The sequence below is a fragment of the Ruminiclostridium papyrosolvens C7 genome, assembly GCF_000421965.1.
In the GTDB taxonomy this organism is placed as follows: domain Bacteria; phylum Bacillota; class Clostridia; order Acetivibrionales; family DSM-1351; genus Ruminiclostridium; species Ruminiclostridium papyrosolvens_A.
This window is the reverse complement of sequence record NZ_ATAY01000015.1, coordinates 1-21,435: the sequence shown is the minus strand read 5'-3', so window position 1 is coordinate 21,435 and position 21,435 is coordinate 1. Positions and strand designations below refer to the sequence as shown.

Here is a 21,435-nt window from a genome sequence, read left to right as displayed (position 1 = left end):
GGATAAAATTACCTATATTTAGTATAACAGCGGAGGCAGGATATATGACAGATGTAGTCGGACAGTTAACCAGGGAATTCAACTTGAAGCCTTTTCAGGTACAAAACACCGTTAAGCTCATAGATGATGGAAATACGATTCCATTTATAGCACGTTATAGAAAGGAAGTTACCGGAGAACTTAATGATCAGGTTTTAAGAGAACTATACGAACGCTTAGTGTATTTAAGAAATCTGGATGAGCGTAGGGAGGATGTAAGAAGGCTTATAGATGAGCAGGGTAAGCTTACCGAAGAAATAGTAAAATCCTTGGATAAAGCGGTTACATTGCAGGAAATAGAGGATATTTACAGGCCTTACAAGGTAAAAAGGAAAACAAGGGCATCTGTGGCTAGGGAAAAAGGTCTTGAACCACTTGCTACTATTATATATTCACAGCTTCCAACCAAAACTCCTTTAAATGATATTGCTGCAAAGTATATTGACCCGGAAAAGGGAGTAAACAGTGCCGATGAGGCTATTGCAGGGGCGTTGGATATAATAGCCGAAGAAATTTCTGATAATGCTGAATTCAGAAAAGCTTTAAGAGAAATAATATTTAAAAATGGTCTTGTAGTGTCTTCGGGTAAAAAAGATGAAGACTCAGTATACAGAATGTACTATGATTTCAAGGAACCTGTTTCTAAGATAGCTAGACACCGCGTACTTGCCTTGAACAGAGGGGAAAAGGAAGATTTCCTCAATGTAAGAATTGATGTCAACGAGGATTGGTGTCTGAATTTTTTGAAAGCAGACACTATTAAAAAAACAAACTCTGAAATGGCTAAATATGTAGAATCGGCAGTGGAGGATTCTTTCAAAAGATTGATTTTTCCGTCTTTGGAGCGAGATATACGCAATCAGCTTACAGAGTTGTCTGAGGAGCAGGCTATCAAAGTATTTTCTGAAAACCTGAGAAACCTGCTGTTGCAGCCTCCTGTCAAGGACAGGGTGGTACTTGGGCTTGACCCGGCATACCGGACAGGTTGTAAGCTGGCAGTAGTGGATGAAACCGGTAAAGTACTGGAAACTACCGTTATATATCCGACACCTCCTCAGAATAAAATCGATGAGGCAAAGAAGAAAGTAAAACAACTTATTGAAAAGTACAAGGTTGACATTATTTCAATAGGGAATGGTACAGCCTCCAAGGAATCGGAGATATTTGTAGCTGAACTGCTGAAGGAAATAGAAAGAAAGGTTTACTACATGGTGGTTAGCGAGGCAGGCGCATCGGTATATTCTGCTTCAAAGCTTGGGGCTGAGGAGTTTCCTGATTTTGATGTTGCCCTCCGAAGTGCCGTTTCAATAGCAAGAAGGCTTCAGGATCCTTTGGCCGAGCTGGTAAAGATCGACCCCAAAGCCATCGGAGTAGGACAGTACCAGCATGATATGAATCAAAAAAGGCTTGATGAATCTCTTGGCGGAGTGGTAGAGGACTGCGTAAACAATGTAGGTGTTGATTTGAATACAGCCTCTGCACCTTTACTTTCATATGTTTCAGGAATAAGTACTGCAATTGCAAAGAATGTTGTTGAGTACAGAGAGGAAAACGGTAAATTCAAGGCAAGAAATGAGCTAAAGAAGGTAAAGAAGCTGGGAAATAAAACCTTTGAACAGTGCGCTGGTTTTTTGAAAATAACTGACGGTGGAAATATTCTTGATAATACATCTGTTCATCCGGAATCTTATAAGGCAGCAAAGCACCTTTTGGAAAACATGGGTTACTCTCTGGAGGATGTAAAAGACAAAAAACTGGCTGGACTTGACACTAAGGTTGTGCAGACCGGAATGTCACAGGTTGCAGAAAAGTTGGGCATAGGGATACCAACCTTAAAGGATATTGTAAATGAATTGCTAAAGCCAGGAAGAGACCCCAGAGACGAGCTTCCAAAGCCAATGCTTCACTCTGATGTACTTAACATGGAGGATTTAAAAGCAGGAATGATACTAACGGGGACTGTAAGAAACGTGGCTGATTTCGGAGCTTTTGTGGATATAGGAGTTCATCAGGACGGACTTGTCCATATATCCCAACTGGCTGATAAATTTGTAAAGAACCCCATGGATGTAGTAGCTGTGGGGGACATAGTAAAAGTCAAGGTGCTTGAGGTAGACGTTGAAAGAAAGAGGATATCACTGACCATGAAAGAGATAAACTAAAACTATTTATTTATGGGTTATTGTGGTATTATAAAAATAAGTTTTTTATAAATAAAAGATGGGAAGAAGAATGATATGGGGATAGTTAATAAAGCGGTACATTTAATTGCCAAGAGACCAGCAGTGTTGTTGCTTACGGCACTTCTGAGTACTGTTGTATGTGTTTTTGAATATTTTTTTATGACCCTTTTTTATGGGCTGACAATGTTTAAAACAGGTAGTCCCTTTGATGACTACGTAAATATAATTCAATTTGTTATAAATACGATTTCTGTACCTGAAACAGCAGTGAAAATCATATTGGCACTTGTAATTGCAGTACTTGCAGCGTCTTTGATTCTTGGGTTAATATTCTCAGGATGTTTCAATATACTTTATAATGCGGTTGAAGGAAAAGAGAAAAAGGCCGGAAGTGAATTTGTTCAGGGAATAAAGAAGTATTTTCTTAGGATGATTTCACTAAATCTTTGGACTATATGTGCATTTGTCATTTTTATAATATATGCTTTAATAGCAATTATTCCTGCGGCGATTGTTGTGGATAATTCAATCAGCGGATCAATGAATCCGTTGGCGGGAATTGTTCTTTCAATCATAACTGCTGCAGTACTGTTTTTCAGCTATACTTTTTTCAGACAGTATATAGTATTTTGGTATCCATCAGCCATTGTCCATGATAAAAATCATTTTAAACTGGCAAAAAAAATATCAGACAGTAATTTCTGGTCTTTACTTTCCAAATTTGTGGCGTTTGATATTACATTGGTTTTGTTTGATATTCTGTACATAATTGCTAATTTTACTTTGGCTAATACACAGGTCGTATCAGGGACTATAAATACTATACTGATTGTTGTAAATATTGTATTTAAAACAATAGTTTTTGCAATTTTGATTTGTTTTGTGTTTTCATCTTTTAAAAAATGCAGTGATGATTACAAACAGAAAAAAGCAATCCGTTAGAATATATCCAATAACAGATACAAGAGAATAATCAGCAGAAGTTCATCTTCTGCTTTATCTGTATATATAAGTATAATAAGACCTACAAGCAGCAGGTCATCCAAATATATATCATAATCAAAAACCGTAAACAGAGGACTTCCTGATCGTTCCGCTTTATCTCCGGTTCCCAGAAGCGATGAAAGAAAACCCAAAGGCTTGGGGGTTTTTGTTTCACGGCTGCCGGGACTTGCAGGAGGCATTGACTCTTCTGCCTTAATATTCACCGGTCGCTCTTCTGTTACGGATATATTTGTATCAATTTGCTCATGCTCACCGTTTGGCTGAGCAGAGTGATTTTTATTATATCTGCGGGATTTTGGGGGACGCTTTCTGTAAACCATACTATCCACTCCTAAAAAAACCTTTGGGTATGACCAGAGAGTAAATTGTTTTGCTAAACAGAACGTCCCTCCGATTCATCCAACATCTTGGTTAAACTGCCAATTTTAATAATTTTCATACACTTCTGAAGTTTTTTTTGTCTATTGTCATTAAGGTAGGGCTTTATTGCATTGAGCAGATTAACTCTTGGATCATTGTTCGTATTAAGCATATTCATAGCCTTTTTCATTTTTCTGGCCATATCAGCCAGGTCATCTGTATCAGCTCTGGAAGAATCTTCAGATGAGTTTTCCTTTTCTGAAGAGTTGTCATCTGATGAGGTTTCGTCCTTTGAATTATTTGATGACATGAACATATTCAAAAGCCCTTTTACGTTGTCAGGGATACCACTATTTGAGTCCTGCCCCAGCATTTCGGCTATCTGTTTTATCTTATCTCCCATGTCGTCACTCATCAAAATACCTCCAAGCAATTGAATATATGTACAAAACTAGGAATTCAGAAAATCATTTACCCTTTTCATTATTGCATCGCTGTCTTTACCAAGTATTTTTTGCAGCTTATCAAGGTCCTTTTGGGTAACTTTCTTTTTTATCTCATCTTTATCTATTTTTATATTTTTAAGCTTTTCTTCATCAAATTCGTTTATTTTTTCCATCAGTTCATCCTTATCAATAGATGAAAGCTTTTTTTCAAGATCTTTAGGACTGTCTTTCTTTAACATATCTATAGCTTTATTTACTTTTGACTGGATCATTTTGTCCTGCATCATTTCCTGAATTTTCTTACTTAAAGAATCTCCCATAAAAAATACCTCCTATAAACTGTTTTAACAGTATCATTACAGTGTATGCACTATGGTTGGACTAATATGTTGGATAATAACCCTTAATCTGAAATAGAAGCTTGGATATGTAACCCAAGCTTCTATTCAAACTACTCTTAACAGATTTGACAAAATTAATCGCAACAGTGATCTCCATCATTGCTAAGGAAGAAAATAAGAAGAATAACTGCCAGTACGACAAGCCATTCGCAGTTATCGAGTAAATCCGAACATCCGCCGAAAAATCCATTGTCACCGCCGCAGAAGCAGAAGATAATAATTAATAATATTATTATCCACAACCAACTACAGTTATCAGAAGAACCACCAAAACATCCCATGATTTTACCTCCAAATAAAATATTTAAGATACTGCATATTATGAATTTATAGTAAAAGGTGTTACACATGAAAAAAATAATTTTATAAAAATTTGTTTATTAATATTTGAAAAGGGTATAGTATTCTGGTATATAAATCATATAAAAAAGCTGTCTATTGGAGGAAAAGATATGGTTGATGCAATTATAATAGGCAAGGGACCTGCAGGTATTTCTGCTGCACTTTATACAGTACGTGCGGGGCTGAGAACGTTAGTTATAGGATTGGACAACAGCGCACTTTATAAAACAGACAGAGTGGAAAATTATTACGGGTTCGCTGAGCCGGTGTCGGGGAAATATCTTCTGGAACAGGGAGAACAGCAGGCCAGACGCCTTGGGGTAAAGTTTGTTCATAGTGAAGTAATAGCATTAGAGAAAGCTGAGTATTTTGAAGTATATACAACTGAAGAAAATTATTCCGCCAAAGCAGTACTCATGGCTACAGGGCAACAAACTAAAAAGGTCAATATAGACGGTCTGGAAGAATTTGAAGGCAGAGGGGTAAGTTATTGCACCACATGTGACGGATTTTTCTATAGAGGGCTGAAAGTCGGCCTTGTAGGCTTTAAGGATTATGCAATACATGAGGCTTTGGAATTGGAGCCATTAACAAAAGATATTACTATTTATACAAACGGCAATGAACTTGAGCTTACTGAAAAATATAAATGTTATGCTTCTAGATTTTCTATCAATAATAAAAAGATAAAAAACGTAGTTGGAAATGAAGTTATTGAGGGTATAGCGTTTGAAGATGGTTTAGTTGAAAATCTTGATGGTTTGTTTGTTGCCTTCGAATCAGCATCCAGTGTTGATTTTGCCAGAAAGCTGGGGGTAATAACAAAAAATAATTCCATTGTGGTTAATGAAGATCAAAGCACAAACCTAAAGGGCCTTTTTGCGGCAGGAGACTGTACGGGAGGTTTCAAGCAAATTGCAACTGCGGTTGGACAGGGCGCTATGGCTGGGAGGAAAATTATTGAATTCATAAGAAATAATTCCTGAAAACAAGCAAATTTCTCTGAAAAATGTACAAAAACCGCATGTTTTCAGGGGAAACAACCTGTATGCAGTATTTACCTTGTTTTAGTACATATTGAAAATATTTACAATTAGTGATAAAATATGACCACGCCTTAAAAGTAAAATAGTATTACTTGAATAGGAGATATAATATGTTTGTCATATTTATTTTATTGTGGATAATTTCTATTCTGTTAATTTATGCAAACCCTAAAGAATACTGGGCGTGGTGTGCAAGCCTCTGCCTGCTATTTAACGGCTTTGGCGGGTTGGCGGCGGTTATAAGTGAAAATTTTATTCCCTTTATACAAGGTTATGGCAATGAAAAATTGATTCTGGCCAGCCGTATACTCAAGGGTACAGCCGACATTTTTCAGCATTACTTTGCTACATATCTATTTTTGGTTTTTGTTCTTCTATTTACAAACTTTCTTAATATCCAATTAAAATCAAAAGTTAAAATAGCGGTTGTGGCTGTGCTGTCCCTTCCAAGTATTCTGATGCTTTTAATTTATCCTATTACTCCGGATTTTAATCCAAATTACAGAGTCCTATCTTGCTGGGTATGTGTCTATACTATTTTGGCCAATATAATTCTTATATTAGGTATAATTAAGGAAAGGGATGACTATACCAAAACCCAGAGAATTCTCACAGCTTTATTTGCACTTCCGTCTACAATGTGCATTCTCTGGACAAGTTATATATCGGTAGCCATGGGGTATAGAAATGTTTGGCAGATTAATGTATGGGTAATAGCCGGTGAATTCATTTTGTTTTTTGTCTTCTGTATGAAATACGGCATGTTAGGGATACATTTCAAGATAGAAAGAATAAATATTGATAATAATATAAATTCTGTAATTGGAGGGATGAGTATTGTCTCCCATGCAATAAAAAATGAAGTTTCAACTATTAATTTGTGTGTAGACACAATAATGTGTGTTGAAAAAACAAGCCCCGGAATGGATAATAAATTATCTATTATTAAGGATTCCTGTAAAAATCTTTTGGAATTCACCAGAAAACTTAACGAAATAAAGCTGTATAAGATGAATTTTAAGCCGTGTCTTTTAAGTGAAATTATATCAAAAGTAATAAATCAGGTTGCACCTTCTATCTGCGATAAGAATATTCGGATTATTAATACCAGCAAAATAGATATTACTATGCTCATTGATCCCGTTCACGTATCGGAAGTATTGAAAAATCTCATTATAAATGCTATTGAAGCTATCCAGACGGAGGGTGTTATTAAAGTAAATACGGAGTTTATAAATAACAAAAAAATGTGTATAACGGTTTCTGACAATGGAGTAGGTATTCCAAAAGATTTCATCAATAAAGTTATGACTCCGTTTTTCTCTACAAAAAAAGGAAAAAATAATTATGGATTAGGATTAAGCTATTGCTTTAAAGTTATGAAATCACACAACGGAAGCCTCCAAGTAAAAAGCAAAGAAAATCAGGGGACTGAAATGTGCTTGATATTTCCTGTTAATAAGGTTGTACATGTTTATAGTAAATCTTTACCTCAGACTAAAAATTATAATACATAATTAATGTGTATCTCTCATTAAAAAATATTGACAAGTTTAGAATACTTCCACATGCTTGGGCATAAAAATAAATGTGTAAGGGATGGGTATTCATAAATACAACTTTTAACATTTTAATGTGAGGTGCATGAAAAAATGCGAAAACTAATATGTCTATTTATGGTATTTGGAATTGTTTTTACTATGCTTGCAGGCTGTGGGGCTAAAAGTGAAGATGCTGACAGTGATGAACTGACTCCGGTCAGCAGTCTTACAATGGGGCAGGATGAAGCTAATGGCTTAAAGGATAAAACTCCGGTTCAGTTATACTTTATCAACGAACAGGGTACAAAACTTGCTGCAGAAACAAGGTATATTCAAAATACGGATACAGGTAAGGGTAATGAACATATGGCAACGGTTGTTTTAAAGGAACTTATAAGCGGCCCTGCAAAAGGTAGTCTCTTAAAAGCTTCTGTTCCTAAAGAAACAAAAGTAACTACGGATGTAAAGATAAAGGACGGTGTAGCAACTGTGGATCTTTCAAAGGATTTTATTGAAAAGCATCCCGGTGGCAAAAAGAATGAGCAACTTTCGCTCTATTCTATTGTAAACACGTTAACAGAAATAAAGGATATAACATCCGTACAGTTCAGAATAAACGGAAAAGTAACTAAAGAATTCAAGGGTAGCTATCAAATCGACATAGCTTATTCAAGAGATACCCATCTTATAAGCAATGAACCCGGAAAAGACAGCTCAATAAAAACAACAACAGAAGATAAGGATAATACACGGGATAAAACAGCACAGCCAACAAAAGAAGATGAAACAAAAAAGACAAATTCCGAAACTAAAACAAATGCTGATTTGGATGATGAAATTCTAGAATAATTCCGGTTGGGCATCTGTTATATACAACAAGGTATCTTTTAGGGAAATTATGCTCCTTTAAGATACCTTGTTTTTTTGCAGTGATATTTACATACCCCGAAAGGAAAAAATCAGTGGTTACAGCACCCGCCGCACACATGTCTGTTGGGACAGTCTCCGCCGGAGTCTTTTCTGGACTGAATAATATTTACATTCTTAAATATGGTTTCAAGATCATTGCTTCCGCAGCCGGGGCATTTAATCTCTTTGTTTTCACGTTGGGACATTTTAGCCATTACGTTGAATTCACTACCGCACTTACTGCATTTAAGATCATAAAATGGCATAAATCTACCTCCTTTATTATTTTGTATTATATCATCTAAAAAAACAGGGATAAATAGTTGAATAAATAAAATCTTAAATACGGACAATAAATATTAATTATGGAGGACCAATTATGCATACAGTTTGGAAGGGCTCTATCAGTTTCGGTTTGGTTAATATTCCTGTAAAAATGTTTACGGCAACGGAAGACAAGGATATCCGGTTTAAGTACATTCATAAGGAATGTCATAGTCCGGTAAAGTACAAAAAGGTTTGTCCTGTCTGTAATAAGGAGGTTCAACCTGAAGATATTGTCCGGGGCTTTGAGTATGAACCCGGTAAGTACGTTATAATGAGCGGCGAAGATTTCGAATCTCTTCAGGTTAAAAGTGAAAAAACAGTTGAAATAGTGGACTTTGTAAAACTTGAAGAAGTTGACCCCGTGTATTTTGACAAGACATATTTTCTTGCGCCTCAGGAGACAGGGGGAAAAGCCTATACACTTCTGCGAGAGGCCTTGGGGCAGAAAGAAAAAATTGCTGTTGCCAAAATAACAATAAGAGACAGAGAATCACTGGCTGTTATAAGGGTATACAAAAATGTTCTGGTTCTTGAAACAATATTTTATCCTGATGAAGTAAAGGATTCGGCTCAGGTACCCGGCATACCTGAAAACGCGAAAACAACTCAGGCAGAGCTGGATATGGCTACACAGCTTATAGAAAATCTGACTACTGCTTTTGACCCGTCAAAATATCTGGACACCTACAGGGAAAAGCTTGTGGAGCTCATTAATGCCAAGGTCGAAGGAAAGCAGGTAGTAGCTAGAAAAGAAGTTGAAAAGGAAAATGTTGTAAGCCTTATGGAGGCATTGAAACAAAGTATACAAATGTCAAAGGGGACTAATAAAAATGAAAAAGATAAGGACACTGATAAAACTGATAAAAGTGCTAAGAATGTTAAAAACCACAAAAAGGACCCGGTATCAGAGGTAGAAAACAGCGATAGCACAACTGAGGAAAAGCCAAAGAAGAGAACAAGGAAAGCAAGAGAGAAGGTTGAATCATGAACTGGATTATACCAATGGAGCCGGCAATTTGTCCCGATGTAAAGGAGGGTGCCGGCTACATCCATGAAATAAAATGGGATGGTATAAGAGGAATGGTTTATATGCAGGATGGAAACGTTAAAATATATACAAAGAAAGGTAAAGAGAGGACAGGCTTCTATCCTGAACTGGATGTTTTAAAAAACGGCCTTGGAGGCAAAAATGCAATACTGGATGGTGAATTTGTTGTTATGGATGAAGACGGAGTTCCCTCCTTTTATAAAAGCCTCATACGGGAGCGTGTCCGCAATAGCAGTAAATTACAATACTACACAAGGGCATACCCTGTTTGCTATATGGTATTTGATATTCTGCAGTTTGGGGACAATATCCTTGTGAATATACCCTTAATTGAAAGAAAACAGATTCTTGAAGAAAATCTAAGTTCATTAACTGGAAACGATACTAAAATATTTTTAGCGAAAATGTATCAAGACAGCAAAGAACTGTTTGAAAAAATGAAAAAGCAGAACATGGAAGGTATTGTTTCCAAAAAAACAGATAGCCTGTATATAGGCGGGAAAAAACATGATGCATGGTTTAAAACGAAATTTATAAAAAAAATGCTTTGCGTAGTTGGAGGAATACAATGGAAATCCATACATCCCAATTCCCTGGTTCTGGGTATAAAGCCCCCGGGCAGCGAAAAGCTTGTATATGTGGGTAAGGCATCTATTGGACTGAAACAATCGGATTTAATGCTTATAAAAGAGTATAGCGGGCAGCTTGAACAGAAGAACTGCTCCTTTACATCGGAGGAGACTATCCAGCTGGACAGAACCGGCGAAAAATTCACATGGCTCTATCCTGCTCTTACTTGCTGGATTAGCTTTCTGGAACTGACAAATGACGGGCATTTGAGACATCCCAAAATAGAGGGGTTTGCCGTACTTCCTACGGAAGAAGCAGATGGAAAGGTGTTGACTGATTAATGGCAGCTGTAACAGATATTATCAAAGTAGAAATTGAAAACAAAGTGATTGATATAAAAAATCCCGACAAGCTGTTTTGGCCGGAAGCCGGGGTTACCAAGCTTGAATTTGTGAAAACCATGACAAAGCTTGCTCCTTTTTTAATAAAATATTCAAAAAACAGAATGTTGACCTCAATACGTTATCCTCACGGTATCAACGACAAAAGCTTTTTTCAGAAGGAAAAGCCTCAGGGTACCCCCGAGTGGGTGGAAACAGTGGTATTCAATCAAAAGAACTATATTGCCTTAAACTCGGCTGCCACACTTGTATGGCTCTGCACTCAGGCTGCGTTGGAGCTTCACACAAGTTTTAACGTACATGAAAAACCAAACCATCCATCGAGTCTTGTATTTGACTTGGACCCGGACGATGACCTTCATTTTGAGGATGTTGCGGAACTCGCTGACAGAATTCATGAAACATTGGATGCTCTGGGCATAAAGGGATTTATTAAAACCTCCGGGGCAACGGGGCTACAGATATTTGTCCCTACGGCTGCGAAGTTTGACTATGACACCGCCCGGAGCCTCAATGAGTTTTTTGCACAGTATTTTGCTGAAAAGCTCAAAAGTACGGTGACGATAGAAAGAATGAAGAAAAAAAGGGATGGCAAGATTTATTTTGACTGGCAGCAAATGTGGATTGGAAAAAGCATGATAACCGCTTATTCTGCAAGGGCAGTGAAAAGTGCAGCTGTTTCGGCTCCGATAGAATGGAGTGAGCTCAATAGTATACGCCCGGAAATGTTTACTCTTAAAAATATAGTAAACAGATTAGAGCAAAAAGGAGATATCTTTGAACCAAGTCTGAAATGCGACAATTCGCCACAGCTACAAGAAATATTGAGACAGATTGAAACTGACAGGTGAAGTAAAATGTTGTTATATTAATAAATATTGTATAAAATATGGTTATGGTTAATTTTAAGAGTAACACCGTTGTATGAGGAAAGTATAGCGTATATAAATATATAGGGGGGAGTCACATGAAAGTATTAGTAACCGGAGGGGCCGGATATATCGGTACCCATACTTGTATTGAACTGCTTGGGGCCGGTTTTGAAGTTATCGTAGTTGATAACCTTTGTAACAGCAAGGAAACAGCAATAGAAAGAGTAGAAAAAATCACTGGCAAAAAGGTAAAATTCTATAAAGTTGATATTTTGGACAAAGAAGCACTTGAACAGGTATTTATAGATAATAAACCGGATTCCGTAATTCACTTTGCAGGACTTAAGGCCGTAGGCGAATCTGTTTCAATCCCGTTGAAATATTATCACAACAATATAACGGGTACATTGATTTTGTGCGAATTAATGCAAAAATACCAAGTTAAGAACCTGGTTTTCAGCTCATCAGCTACTGTATACGGAGATCCCGCCAGTGTTCCTATCGCTGAGGAATTTCCGCTGTCTGTTACAAATCCGTACGGCAGAACAAAACTTATGATAGAGGAAATTTTAAAAGACCTGCATGTAGCAGACGAAACTTGGAATATTGCTCTGCTCAGATATTTTAACCCTATAGGAGCCCATGAAAGCGGTACAATAGGGGAAGACCCAAATGGGATTCCAAACAACCTTGTACCTTATATTACACAGGTAGCAGTAGGAAAGCTAAAGGAAGTAAATGTATTCGGAGATGATTATAATACGGTTGACGGTACCGGAGTAAGGGACTACATACATGTTGTAGACCTTGCAAAAGGCCATATAAAGGCATTGGAAAAGCTATCCCGTGAACATGTGGGAGTAAGGGAGTATAACCTTGGAACCGGAAATGGATACAGCGTTCTTCAGGTAATCAAGGCATTTTCGGAAGCCTGCGGAAAGGAAATACCTTATAGGATTGTAGGCAGAAGGCCGGGAGATATAGCAGAGTGCTATGCAAAGCCGGACAGGGCAAAGAATGAGCTCGACTGGACAGCTGAAAAGGGACTTCCTGAAATGTGCGTAGATTCATGGAGATGGCAGTCACAGAATCCAGAGGGGTATAAATAATTAAAATCGTGCAAGGAGAATTTGACATGAAAAATAACACAGCTTTAGTCATAATGGCAGCAGGTATGGGAAGCAGATATGGCGGTTTAAAGCAGATTGACCCTGTAGGGCCCAACGGCGAAATAATAATGGAGTTTTCTATTTATGATGCCATCAGAGCCGGATTCAACAAGGTTGTATTCATAATAAAAAAGGAAATAGAGGACACCTTCCGAGAGGTGGTTGGTAAGAAAATAGAGGGAATTATTGACGTGGAATATGTTTATCAAAAAGTAGACAACCTGCCTCAAGGCTTTAGTGTTCCTGAAGGAAGAGTGAAGCCCTGGGGAACGGGACATGCGGTGCTAAGTGCCAAAGATGCTGTTAAAACTCCTTTTGCAGTTATAAATGCAGATGATTTTTACGGGGCTGAGACATACAAGCTTCTGAATGGATTTCTGACAAATAATCAGGATGCAGATAACAAATACAAATATTGTATGGTGGGATTTGTTATAGAGAATACACTTACTGAAAACGGCCATGTTGCAAGAGGGGTTTGCAATGTAGACAGTCAGGGAAATCTCATTGATATTCATGAAAGAACAAAGATAGTGAAATTCGGAAATGAGACTAAATACACCGAGGACGATACGAATTGGATTAAGATACCTGAAAAGAGTATTGTGTCTATGAACACATGGGGCTTTAACCCGAGTATTTTACAGGAACTTGAGGAGGGCTTTCCTGAATTTCTGAGAAGGAATAAGGATAATCTTTTGAAAGCGGAGTATTTTCTGCCTACAGTTGTGGATAATCTTATCAAGGAAGGCAAAGCAGATGTCAAGGTGCTCTCAACTGCGGATAAGTGGTACGGTGTTACATATCAGGACGATAAGCCGGTTGTAAAGAAAGCAATAAGTGACATGGTTTCGGAACATAAATATCCTAACCGTCTTTGGGAAAATATCAAATAAACTGTACTTAATTTACTACTTCGGTCAATTTATAGGTAACTATTGTATCAAATGTATATGTATGGAAAATTAATTATTGAAAAATAGGGTCACATGTAATATAATGTAAAACAAATACCTGTGAAGTGAGGGAGATAAAATGTACACTGACAAAACCTTGGTTTGCAAAGAATGTGAAAATGAATTTATTTTTTCTGCGGGTGAACAGGAGTTCTATGCTGAGAAGGGTTTTCAGAATGAACCAACCAGATGTAAAGCTTGTAGAAGTAAGCGTGACCACTCATCAAAAAGAGAATTATTTGAGGCTGTTTGTGCAGAATGTGGGCAAACCACAAAGGTTCCGTTCAAACCTCATTTAGATAAGCCTGTATTATGTAGCAAATGTTTTGCTAATAAAAAATAGTACATACTTAATAGACATATTAATAAAAAATATAATTGGGTTGACTGTAAGGTTTATATTATCTGAGAGTCAACCTGTTTTTGTATTAAGAAATCTACAGAGGTTTAGATGTTATCCACAGTGGAAAATTCCTATATTATAAGTTATAAACAAGGTTATGCACATTATCCACAGAAACATATACACAAAACAGGTGTTTTGTTGAATACCTGTGCAAAACTTTTGTGATTTCCAAATTAAAATTTAACATAAAATAAGTTAAATTGTTATAAAATTATGTTTATTAGCAAAGTTTGGGGAGGATTTTCTTGTTATGACGTAGAATAATAGATTCATAACATGTACCGCTATTGGATATTATAAAGTAATACTTAGACAAAAATGGAGAGGGGCTGTTATTATGAATATAATTATTAGCGGAAAAAATATTGAAATTACAGAGGCACTCAGAGAAAAAGTAACAAAAAGAGTAAAAAAGCTGGAGAAATTTTTTAACAGTGATACTGAAGTGCATGTAACATTGAGTGTTCAGAGAGTCAGCCAGATTGTTGAAATAACAATACCATTCAATGGGGTAACATTAAGAGCAGAAGATCAGAACGAAGATATGTATACATCTATTGATAGAGCAGTAGACCTAATAGAAAGACAGATTAGAAAGAACAAGACCAGACTGGAAAGAAGATTCCACGAGAACGATTTCAGAGTAGATAACTCAAAATTTAATGATGATGTTCAGGAGGAAACTGAATTCAATGTTGTAAGGTCAAAAAGGTTTGCTGTAAAGCCAATGGATGTTGAAGAGGCAATATTGCAGATGAATCTGTTGGGACATGAGTTCTTTATGTTCTACAATGCAGACTCAAGGCAGGTTAACGTAGTTTATAAGAGAAAAGACGGAAATTACGGACTAATTGAACCGGAATTCTAATTAATAAAAAAAGACGGCATGTATCAGCAGTGCTTATAAAGCAGCTGGTACATGCCGTTTTTATTTTGAATAAGACCTGAAATTTCAAGATATTTACATGTACAATTTTAGAAAACTTGTTTTACATTTAACCTGTAAAGTAATATAATACATACAGTCTGTATATAATTTATAAATATCGGGAGAATTGTATTTATGCTGGGAAAACCTTCATATGGAATAGTCATGGCAAATCGCAGGGGTTTTGGCCGTAAAACGCGTATAGTTGATTATCTTACTCAGGAATGGATGTCAATATTGACTCTTGCAATACTTCTTTTTAAATCAATAGTTCTTATGGGTTTTGTATATAGCGAAGATAAATCGATTATTGACATAGCCCGTGGTTTTAGTAATATCACATATATGTCAGTATGCGTGGCTTTTTTACTTATAATCGTATCCTTCAACTTTTTGGCTAAAGGAAAAGGGCGGTTATGGCTTCTTCTGATACTCAATTTTCTATGTTCATTTCTTTTTGTATTTGATGCGGTGTACCTTAGGGCAAACGGGAATTTTCTATCAACCCAGCTATTGAGACAAACCGGAAATGTAAATAATCTTTGGGGCAGTATTTTTGCAATGTTCAGGCCCTGCGATATAATATTTTTTATCGATATACCAATTCTTGCAGCAATACTGATAATTACAAGAAAGATGTATTATTCGTCGCCTTTATTTACAAGTTTAAAAACCAGACTTATTGCTTTCGGTTCATTATTTACCCTGTCTTTAGCCATTATTGTGGGTAGCTATATTGCTACTGACGTATACGGAAACAATAAATATGCTTATATTTTCCATACTTACTGGAAGCCTGAAGCCACCATATGCAATGCTTCTCCTTTAGGATATCATGTATATGACTGCTATGTATTCTTTGCAGATTTCAGGCCATATAAAATATCAGAAAAAGACCGTACAGAGATTCAGACGTGGATTGACGACAAGAAGGAAAATCTACCGGAGAACAGCTATAAAGGTATGTACAAAGGTAAAAATTTGTTGGTGCTTCAGGTAGAGTCTCTTGAAAACTTCGTTATCGGACAGTCTGTAAACGGACAGGAAATTACTCCTACACTGAACAAGCTTTTGAAGAACAGCATATATTTTGACAACTATTATACTCAGGTTAATGAGGGAACAAGTTCTGATGCAGACCTGATGACGAACACCTCTGTTTTCCCGGTGCGAAAAGGAAGTACATTTTTCAGATTTCCATATACTGAGTATAATTCACTGCCTAAGATAATGGAAAAGAACGGTTACTCCACCAAAGCGATTCACCCGGATGACGGTGCATACTGGAATTGGAAAGAAGCACTGACAAACATGGGCTTCCAACAGTGTATAGATGCAAAAAGCTTTAAAATGGATGAGATAATATTCCTGGGATTAAGCGACGGTTCTTATTTCAGACAGATAAAGGATACTATTATAAAGCAGAAGCAGCCATTTTACAATTTTATGGTTACTCTTACAAGTCATTCTCCATTTGAAATGCCTAAAGAGCACCAAAATTTAAAATTGGATAGCTACCTTGAAAACACAAGGCTTGGGGGATACTTCCAGAGCATAAACTACACTGACAGATGCATTGGAACTTTCCTTGATGAACTTGATAAGGAAGGAATACTGGATAATACAGTAGTAGCTATATATGGTGATCACGATTCAGTTCATAAATATTTTGATGACCAAATCAAAAATATAAAGCCGTCTCAAAGCTGGTGGCTTGAAAATGGCAAAAAAATACCTCTGATTTTATACGAAAAGGGGCAGGCACCACAGGTTATTAACACAACCGGAGGGCAGATTGATTTGATGCCGACGCTTTTATACTCTTTTGGAATAGATAAAAGTGAATACGAATCAACTTCATTTGGAAGAAACCTTCTTAATACACAGCAGGACTATGTATTACTGGCTGACGGAGAATTTCGAGGGAATATTGATAAGGCTAAGCAAAAGGAACTGCTTAATGGACTTGAATATGCGGATATGGCAATAAAGACAAACTTTTTCAAAAAATAAAAGGCTTTTCGGAGGGAATATGAAAAATATTATTCTTATTGGAATGCCAAGTGCAGGTAAAAGTACTGTGGGAGTTATTGTTGCAAAGCACCGGGGGATGTCATTTATTGATACCGACGTTTTGATACAGACAACACAAGGAAGGCTGCTACAGGAAATCATAAATAGCGATGGAACAGATGCTTTCCTTAAAATAGAAGAGTCTGCAATACAATCTCTCAGTTGCTCTGATACAGTTATTGCTACAGGGGGAAGCGTGGTATACAGTGAGCAGGCAATGGAGCATTTAAAGAAAACAGGAACAGTAATTTACCTGTATGTAGATATGGACACTGTCTACAAAAGGCTGAAAAACCTTAAAACAAGGGGCGTTGTTTTAGGCCCCGGGCAAAGTCTGAAAGACATATATAGAAAAAGACAGCCCTTGTATGAAAAGTATGCAGATATAATAATAGATTGTTCAGAGGGTTCCATCGATTCAACAGTGGAAATGATACATGAAAAACTTGATTCCTTGTCATAAAGCTTGAAATGAAATATAATTATTATGCCGGGTAGAACTTATCCGGCATTTATAATGTTAATTACTTAATCTGATAAATTATTTTTAGAGATATACAGAGGTTACGGAGGGGAAAAATGGATTTATTAAGCGGCTTGAACAGAGAGCAAAAAGAAGCAGTACTTCATAATGAAGGTCCTCTTTTGATATTGGCCGGTGCGGGGTCAGGAAAAACAAGAGTTCTTACTCATAGGATAGCCTATCTTATTGAACAACATGGAGTATACCCTTCAAATATACTGGCTATAACCTTTACAAACAAGGCAGCACGAGAAATGAAAGAGAGAATAGCCGGACTTATAGGTGATTTGAGTAATGACATGTGGGTGGGTACCTTTCACTCTATTTGTATAAGAATACTCAGAAGGGATATCGAGAAGCTTGGCTACGACAGAAGCTTTGTAATATATGATACTCAGGATCAGCAAGTGGTAATAAAGGAGTGTCTGAAAGAATTAAGCTTAAACGAGAAGAACTTTCCTCCAAAATCAGTCCTTGAAACAATAGGCAAACAAAAGGATGAACTTATAGATGCCGAGCATTATGAAAAGCAGTACGCGTCGGATTTCAGAATGAGTAAGATTGCAAAAGTTTACAAGCTTTATGAAAAGAAGCTTAAAGCAAATAATGCTCTGGACTTTGACGACATTATAATGAATACGATAAAGCTTTTTGACAAGTACCCGGAAGTCCTTGAATATTATCAAAGAAGGTTCAGGTATATTCTTGTGGACGAGTATCAGGATACAAATACTGCCCAGTACATGCTTGTCCGCAAATTGTCTCAGGCACATGAAAACCTTTGCGTTGTAGGTGACGATGATCAGTCAATATACGGCTGGAGAGGCGCCAATATCAGAAATATCCTTGATTTCGAGAAGGATTTCAAGAAATGTTGTACTATCAAGCTGGAGCAGAACTACAGGTCAACACAGAACATACTGGATGCTGCAAACCATGTAATCGGTAATAATACAGGCAGAAAAAGCAAAAGCCTCTGGACTGACAACAAGGGTGGAAGCAAGATAGTAATATGTGAAAATGACAATGAACATGAAGAGGCTCTTTATACAGCAAGGGAAATTCAGCGGATAATATCCGATGAAGACAGGAAATACAAGGATTTTGCAGTACTTTACAGAATTAATGCCCAGTCCCGTGTACTTGAAGAAATGTTCATGCGGGAAGGAATACCTTACAAGATTGTTGGCGGACAAAAATTCTATGACAGAAAAGAAATAAAAGATATAATTGCTTACATGAGGTTAGTACAAAATCCCGGGGACAATGTGAGCCTGAAAAGGGTTATCAATGTGCCTAAAAGGGGAATAGGTGATGCAACAGTTGAAAATGCAGAGGTATTGGCATACCAAACAAATGTATCCTTGTTTACGGTTATTTCAAATTCAGAAGAGTTTCCTTCATTAAAAAGGGCCGCTCAAAAATTAGGAAACTTTTCACTTATGATTAATAAATTCAGGACTATGAAGGAAAATATGTCAATATCTCAACTGTTGGATATTGTAGTTGAAGATTCAGGGATCCTGAGAGAATATGAGATTGAGAATACAGTTGAAGCTCAGTCAAGAATTGAGAACATAAAAGAATTAAAATCGGTTGCCATGGAGTTTGAAAAACAAAGTGAGGACAATTCACTGGAAGAATTCCTTGCACATATATCTCTGGTTTCGGACATTGACAGTCTCCAAGAGGATCAGGATTACGTGGTTCTTATGACAATGCACAGTGCAAAGGGACTTGAATTCCCGGTTGTGTTTATTCCGGGTTTGGAAGAAGGCGTCTTTCCGGGCTACAGGGCAATTACCGAGGGACCGGAACAGCTGGAAGAAGAAAGAAGGCTTTGCTATGTGGGTATTACCAGAGCGAGAGAGAAACTCTATATGTCAAATGCCCGTTTCAGAACTCTTTTCGGGAATTCAAGCTACAACAGACCATCCAGATTTTTAGCAGAGATACCTGAAGAACTTGTGGAATATCCATTTAAACCATCGGGAAGCTCCTCAAGATCCAAGGAAACACTCTCGTGGGGTAAGAGTTCGGGTTCCGGCAATGCTCAAACCTGGAGTACAGCCCAAAGTTCCGGAACACAAGCTGCTTTTGGTACCTCAAAATCAACTTCGTCAACAACTTCAAGTACACCTGCTGGTTCCGGTTCCTTGAAGGATTTGTTAAATTCAAATCTTGTTACACGTGGATTTGGGGGCAGCTCAGCAGGTACATCGGTAAAAAGTCCTACCAGTCAGCAGATTAATGGATTTGGACGTAGTATACCGAAACCTTCATCAGGGGGTTCCAATACATCGGGTGATTTCAGCGTAGGTGATAAAGTCGAGCATAAAAAATTCGGAAAAGGAACTATTTCGAAGGTAACAGCAGACAGCAGCGATCAGGTATTGGAAATACAGTTTGAAGGTGCCGGAATGAAAAGACTAATGGCTTCTATGGCAAATTTAAGAAGATTATAAAAACAGAGGGTGGGTGTTAATTTAATGGCATTCAAAGAAGGTTTTGTTTGGGGTACAGCAACAGCATCATATCAGATTGAGGGAGCTGTACACGAAGGTGGTAGAGGTGAGTCTGTCTGGGACGAATTCTGCAGGATGAAAGGCAAAATAACTGACGGTGATAACGGAGATTTTGCATGTGACAGCTATCACAGGTACTCTGAGGACGTACAGTTGATGAAACAGATCGGTATTAAGGCATACAGGTTTTCCATAAGCTGGAGCAGAATTTTACCTAATGGTACAGGTGAAATAAATATGGAAGGTGTCAACTACTATAATAATCTCATTAATGAGTTAATTGAAAATGGTATAGAGCCATATGTAACTTTATTTCACTGGGACTACCCAATGGAGCTTCAATATAAGGGCGGATGGCTTAATTCTGAAAGCCCTTATTGGTTTGAAAATTATGCGGCAATATGTTCAAGACTATTTTCCGACAGAGTAAAGTATTGGGTAACCAGTAACGAATCCCAATGTTACATTGGATTCGGTTACGGCACAGGCTGGCATGCACCGGGCTTGGAGCTTCCGATAAATCAGGTGGTAAGAGCATGGCATCATAATTTAAAGGGATTAGGACTTGCTGCAAAAGCAATACGTCAAAATGCTAAAGGGGAAGTCAAAGTAGGGCTGGTATCCTGTGGAGAAGTTGGGATTCCTGCATCAGATAGTGAGGCCGACCTGCAGGCTGCACGCAATGTGCTTTTTGACAGAGAACGTTCTGAAGATTCAATCGACTTTGGATTTGGAGACCTTTTCGAGCCTGCAATAAAGGGGGAGTATCCGAAAAGTTTGATACCGTACCTTCCTAAAGGCTGGCAGGAGGATATGAAGGATATCTGCGTGCCCCTTGATTATATAGGCATCAATGTTTATATAGGTTCAATTGTGGAAGCATGTGAAGATAAAAAATACAGAAACCTTAAACTACCTGTTGGTATAGGCAAAACTTCCATGGAATGGTCGTTTAAACCGGAAACTCTGTACTGGGTAACTAGATTTATATCTGAAAGATATAATTTGCCTGTGTACATTACAGAAAACGGTATGGCAAATAATGACTGGGTAAGTACTGACGGAAAAATCAATGATACTCAGAGGGAAGATTATATGAATCAATATCTTTCTGCTCTGTCAAAGTCTATAGATGACGGGGCCGACGTAAGAGGATATTTTTACTGGTCACTCCTTGACAATTTTGAGTGGGCATATGGATATGCAAAGAGGTTTGGACTAGTATACGTGGATTACAGTAACTACAGTCGCAAACTTAAGCAGTCAGCATTAAGGTATAAGAGAATTATAGAAACAAATGGCGAAATATTAATATAAACTCCAAAATAAAAAAAAATATATATATTATTATTATTATTATTATTA

21 protein-coding genes are annotated in these 21,435 nt (G+C 37.3%); 16 read left to right on the top strand and 5 right to left on the bottom strand.

The features are described from left to right. The first annotated feature begins 44 nt into the window (after positions 1 to 44). Both L323_RS24000 and L323_RS23995 read left to right on the top strand, forming a co-directional pair. A complete protein-coding gene (locus L323_RS24000) occupies positions 45 to 2,201 on the top strand; it encodes a Tex family protein (RefSeq protein WP_020814193.1) in 2,157 nt (718 codons plus the stop codon). A 75-nt stretch (positions 2,202 to 2,276) separates the two neighbouring features. Next, positions 2,277 to 3,164, top strand: a complete 888-nt coding sequence (locus L323_RS23995) for a hypothetical protein (RefSeq protein WP_020814192.1) — start codon at positions 2,277 to 2,279, stop codon at positions 3,162 to 3,164. On the opposite strand, the gene L323_RS23990 is transcribed toward L323_RS23995, so the two are convergent. The 4 genes from L323_RS23990 to L323_RS23975 all read right to left on the bottom strand — a co-directional run bounded on the left by L323_RS23990 (position 3,161) and on the right by L323_RS23975 (position 4,715). Continuing rightward, the gene (locus L323_RS23990; protein WP_020814191.1) at positions 3,161 to 3,547 is read right to left on the bottom strand and encodes a hypothetical protein; all 387 of its coding nucleotides are present in this window, start codon (positions 3,545 to 3,547) and stop codon (positions 3,161 to 3,163) included. The genes L323_RS23995 and L323_RS23990 overlap by 4 nt on opposite strands. A 53-nt stretch (positions 3,548 to 3,600) precedes the next feature. Next, positions 3,601 to 4,002 carry a hypothetical protein gene (locus L323_RS23985; protein WP_020814190.1) on the bottom strand — a complete coding sequence of 134 codons (402 nt, stop codon included), beginning with the start codon at positions 4,000 to 4,002 and terminating at the stop codon, positions 3,601 to 3,603. 36 nt (positions 4,003 to 4,038) lie between these two features. After that, positions 4,039 to 4,353: a hypothetical protein gene (locus L323_RS23980; protein WP_020814189.1), complete on the bottom strand. Its 315-nt coding sequence runs from the start codon at positions 4,351 to 4,353 to the stop codon at positions 4,039 to 4,041. Between the two features lie 155 nt (positions 4,354 to 4,508). Continuing rightward, positions 4,509 to 4,715 (bottom strand): hypothetical protein, encoded by a 207-nt coding sequence (locus L323_RS23975; RefSeq protein WP_020814188.1) that lies wholly within the window; start codon positions 4,713 to 4,715, stop codon positions 4,509 to 4,511. 171 nt (positions 4,716 to 4,886) lie between these two features. Here L323_RS23975 and L323_RS23970 point away from each other — a divergent pair, with 171 nt between their 5' ends. From L323_RS23970 to L323_RS23960, 3 genes are all read left to right on the top strand, one after another. Next, the gene (locus L323_RS23970; RefSeq protein WP_020814187.1) at positions 4,887 to 5,762 is read left to right on the top strand and encodes an NAD(P)/FAD-dependent oxidoreductase; all 876 of its coding nucleotides are present in this window, start codon (positions 4,887 to 4,889) and stop codon (positions 5,760 to 5,762) included. Between the two features lie 170 nt (positions 5,763 to 5,932). Next, complete coding sequence (locus L323_RS23965; RefSeq protein WP_020814186.1) at positions 5,933 to 7,339, top strand: sensor histidine kinase; 1,407 nt, start codon at positions 5,933 to 5,935, stop codon at positions 7,337 to 7,339. Between the two features lie 135 nt (positions 7,340 to 7,474). Further along, positions 7,475 to 8,212 carry a GerMN domain-containing protein gene (locus L323_RS23960; protein WP_020814185.1) on the top strand — a complete coding sequence of 246 codons (738 nt, stop codon included), beginning with the start codon at positions 7,475 to 7,477 and terminating at the stop codon, positions 8,210 to 8,212. A 110-nt stretch (positions 8,213 to 8,322) separates the two neighbouring features. On the opposite strand, the gene L323_RS23955 is transcribed toward L323_RS23960, so the two are convergent. Further along, positions 8,323 to 8,538: an FmdB family zinc ribbon protein gene (locus L323_RS23955; protein ID WP_020814184.1), complete on the bottom strand. Its 216-nt coding sequence runs from the start codon at positions 8,536 to 8,538 to the stop codon at positions 8,323 to 8,325. Between the two features lie 113 nt (positions 8,539 to 8,651). On the opposite strand from L323_RS23955, the gene L323_RS23950 reads away from it, so the two are divergent. The 11 genes from L323_RS23950 (at position 8,652) to L323_RS23900 (ending at position 21,387) form a co-directional block, all read left to right on the top strand. Next, on the top strand, positions 8,652 to 9,587 hold the full coding sequence (locus L323_RS23950; RefSeq protein WP_020814183.1) for a Ku protein: 936 nt from the start codon (positions 8,652 to 8,654) through the stop codon (positions 9,585 to 9,587). Then, complete coding sequence (locus tag L323_RS23945; RefSeq protein ID WP_020814182.1) at positions 9,584 to 10,558, top strand: RNA ligase family protein; 975 nt, start codon at positions 9,584 to 9,586, stop codon at positions 10,556 to 10,558. The genes L323_RS23950 and L323_RS23945 overlap by 4 nt, the downstream gene beginning before the upstream one ends. Beyond that, positions 10,558 to 11,469, top strand: coding sequence for a non-homologous end-joining DNA ligase (ligD, locus tag L323_RS23940; protein ID WP_020814181.1), 912 nt, complete (start codon positions 10,558 to 10,560; stop codon positions 11,467 to 11,469). Before L323_RS23945 ends, ligD begins: the two co-directional genes overlap by 1 nt. 116 nt (positions 11,470 to 11,585) lie before the next feature. Then, complete coding sequence (gene galE, locus L323_RS23935) at positions 11,586 to 12,599, top strand: UDP-glucose 4-epimerase GalE (protein ID WP_020814180.1); 1,014 nt, start codon at positions 11,586 to 11,588, stop codon at positions 12,597 to 12,599. Positions 12,600 to 12,625: 26 nt separating this feature from the next. Continuing rightward, positions 12,626 to 13,555, top strand: a complete 930-nt coding sequence (locus L323_RS23930; RefSeq protein WP_020814179.1) for a nucleotidyltransferase family protein — start codon at positions 12,626 to 12,628, stop codon at positions 13,553 to 13,555. Positions 13,556 to 13,694: 139 nt separating this feature from the next. After that, positions 13,695 to 13,958, top strand: a complete 264-nt coding sequence (locus tag L323_RS23925; protein ID WP_004619965.1) for a zinc-ribbon domain containing protein — start codon at positions 13,695 to 13,697, stop codon at positions 13,956 to 13,958. 400 nt (positions 13,959 to 14,358) lie between these two features. After that, the gene (gene hpf, locus L323_RS23920; RefSeq protein WP_020814177.1) at positions 14,359 to 14,889 is read left to right on the top strand and encodes a ribosome hibernation-promoting factor, HPF/YfiA family; all 531 of its coding nucleotides are present in this window, start codon (positions 14,359 to 14,361) and stop codon (positions 14,887 to 14,889) included. A gap of 195 nt (positions 14,890 to 15,084) precedes the next feature. Then, complete coding sequence (locus L323_RS23915) at positions 15,085 to 16,962, top strand: LTA synthase family protein (protein WP_020814176.1); 1,878 nt, start codon at positions 15,085 to 15,087, stop codon at positions 16,960 to 16,962. Between the two features lie 19 nt (positions 16,963 to 16,981). Continuing rightward, the gene (locus L323_RS23910; protein WP_020814175.1) at positions 16,982 to 17,485 is read left to right on the top strand and encodes a shikimate kinase; all 504 of its coding nucleotides are present in this window, start codon (positions 16,982 to 16,984) and stop codon (positions 17,483 to 17,485) included. 116 nt (positions 17,486 to 17,601) lie between these two features. Beyond that, on the top strand, positions 17,602 to 20,010 hold the full coding sequence (gene pcrA, locus L323_RS23905) for a DNA helicase PcrA (protein ID WP_020814174.1): 2,409 nt from the start codon (positions 17,602 to 17,604) through the stop codon (positions 20,008 to 20,010). Between the two features lie 24 nt (positions 20,011 to 20,034). Beyond that, positions 20,035 to 21,387, top strand: a complete 1,353-nt coding sequence (locus L323_RS23900; RefSeq protein ID WP_020814173.1) for a GH1 family beta-glucosidase — start codon at positions 20,035 to 20,037, stop codon at positions 21,385 to 21,387. Positions 21,388 to 21,435 lie beyond the last annotated feature (48 nt).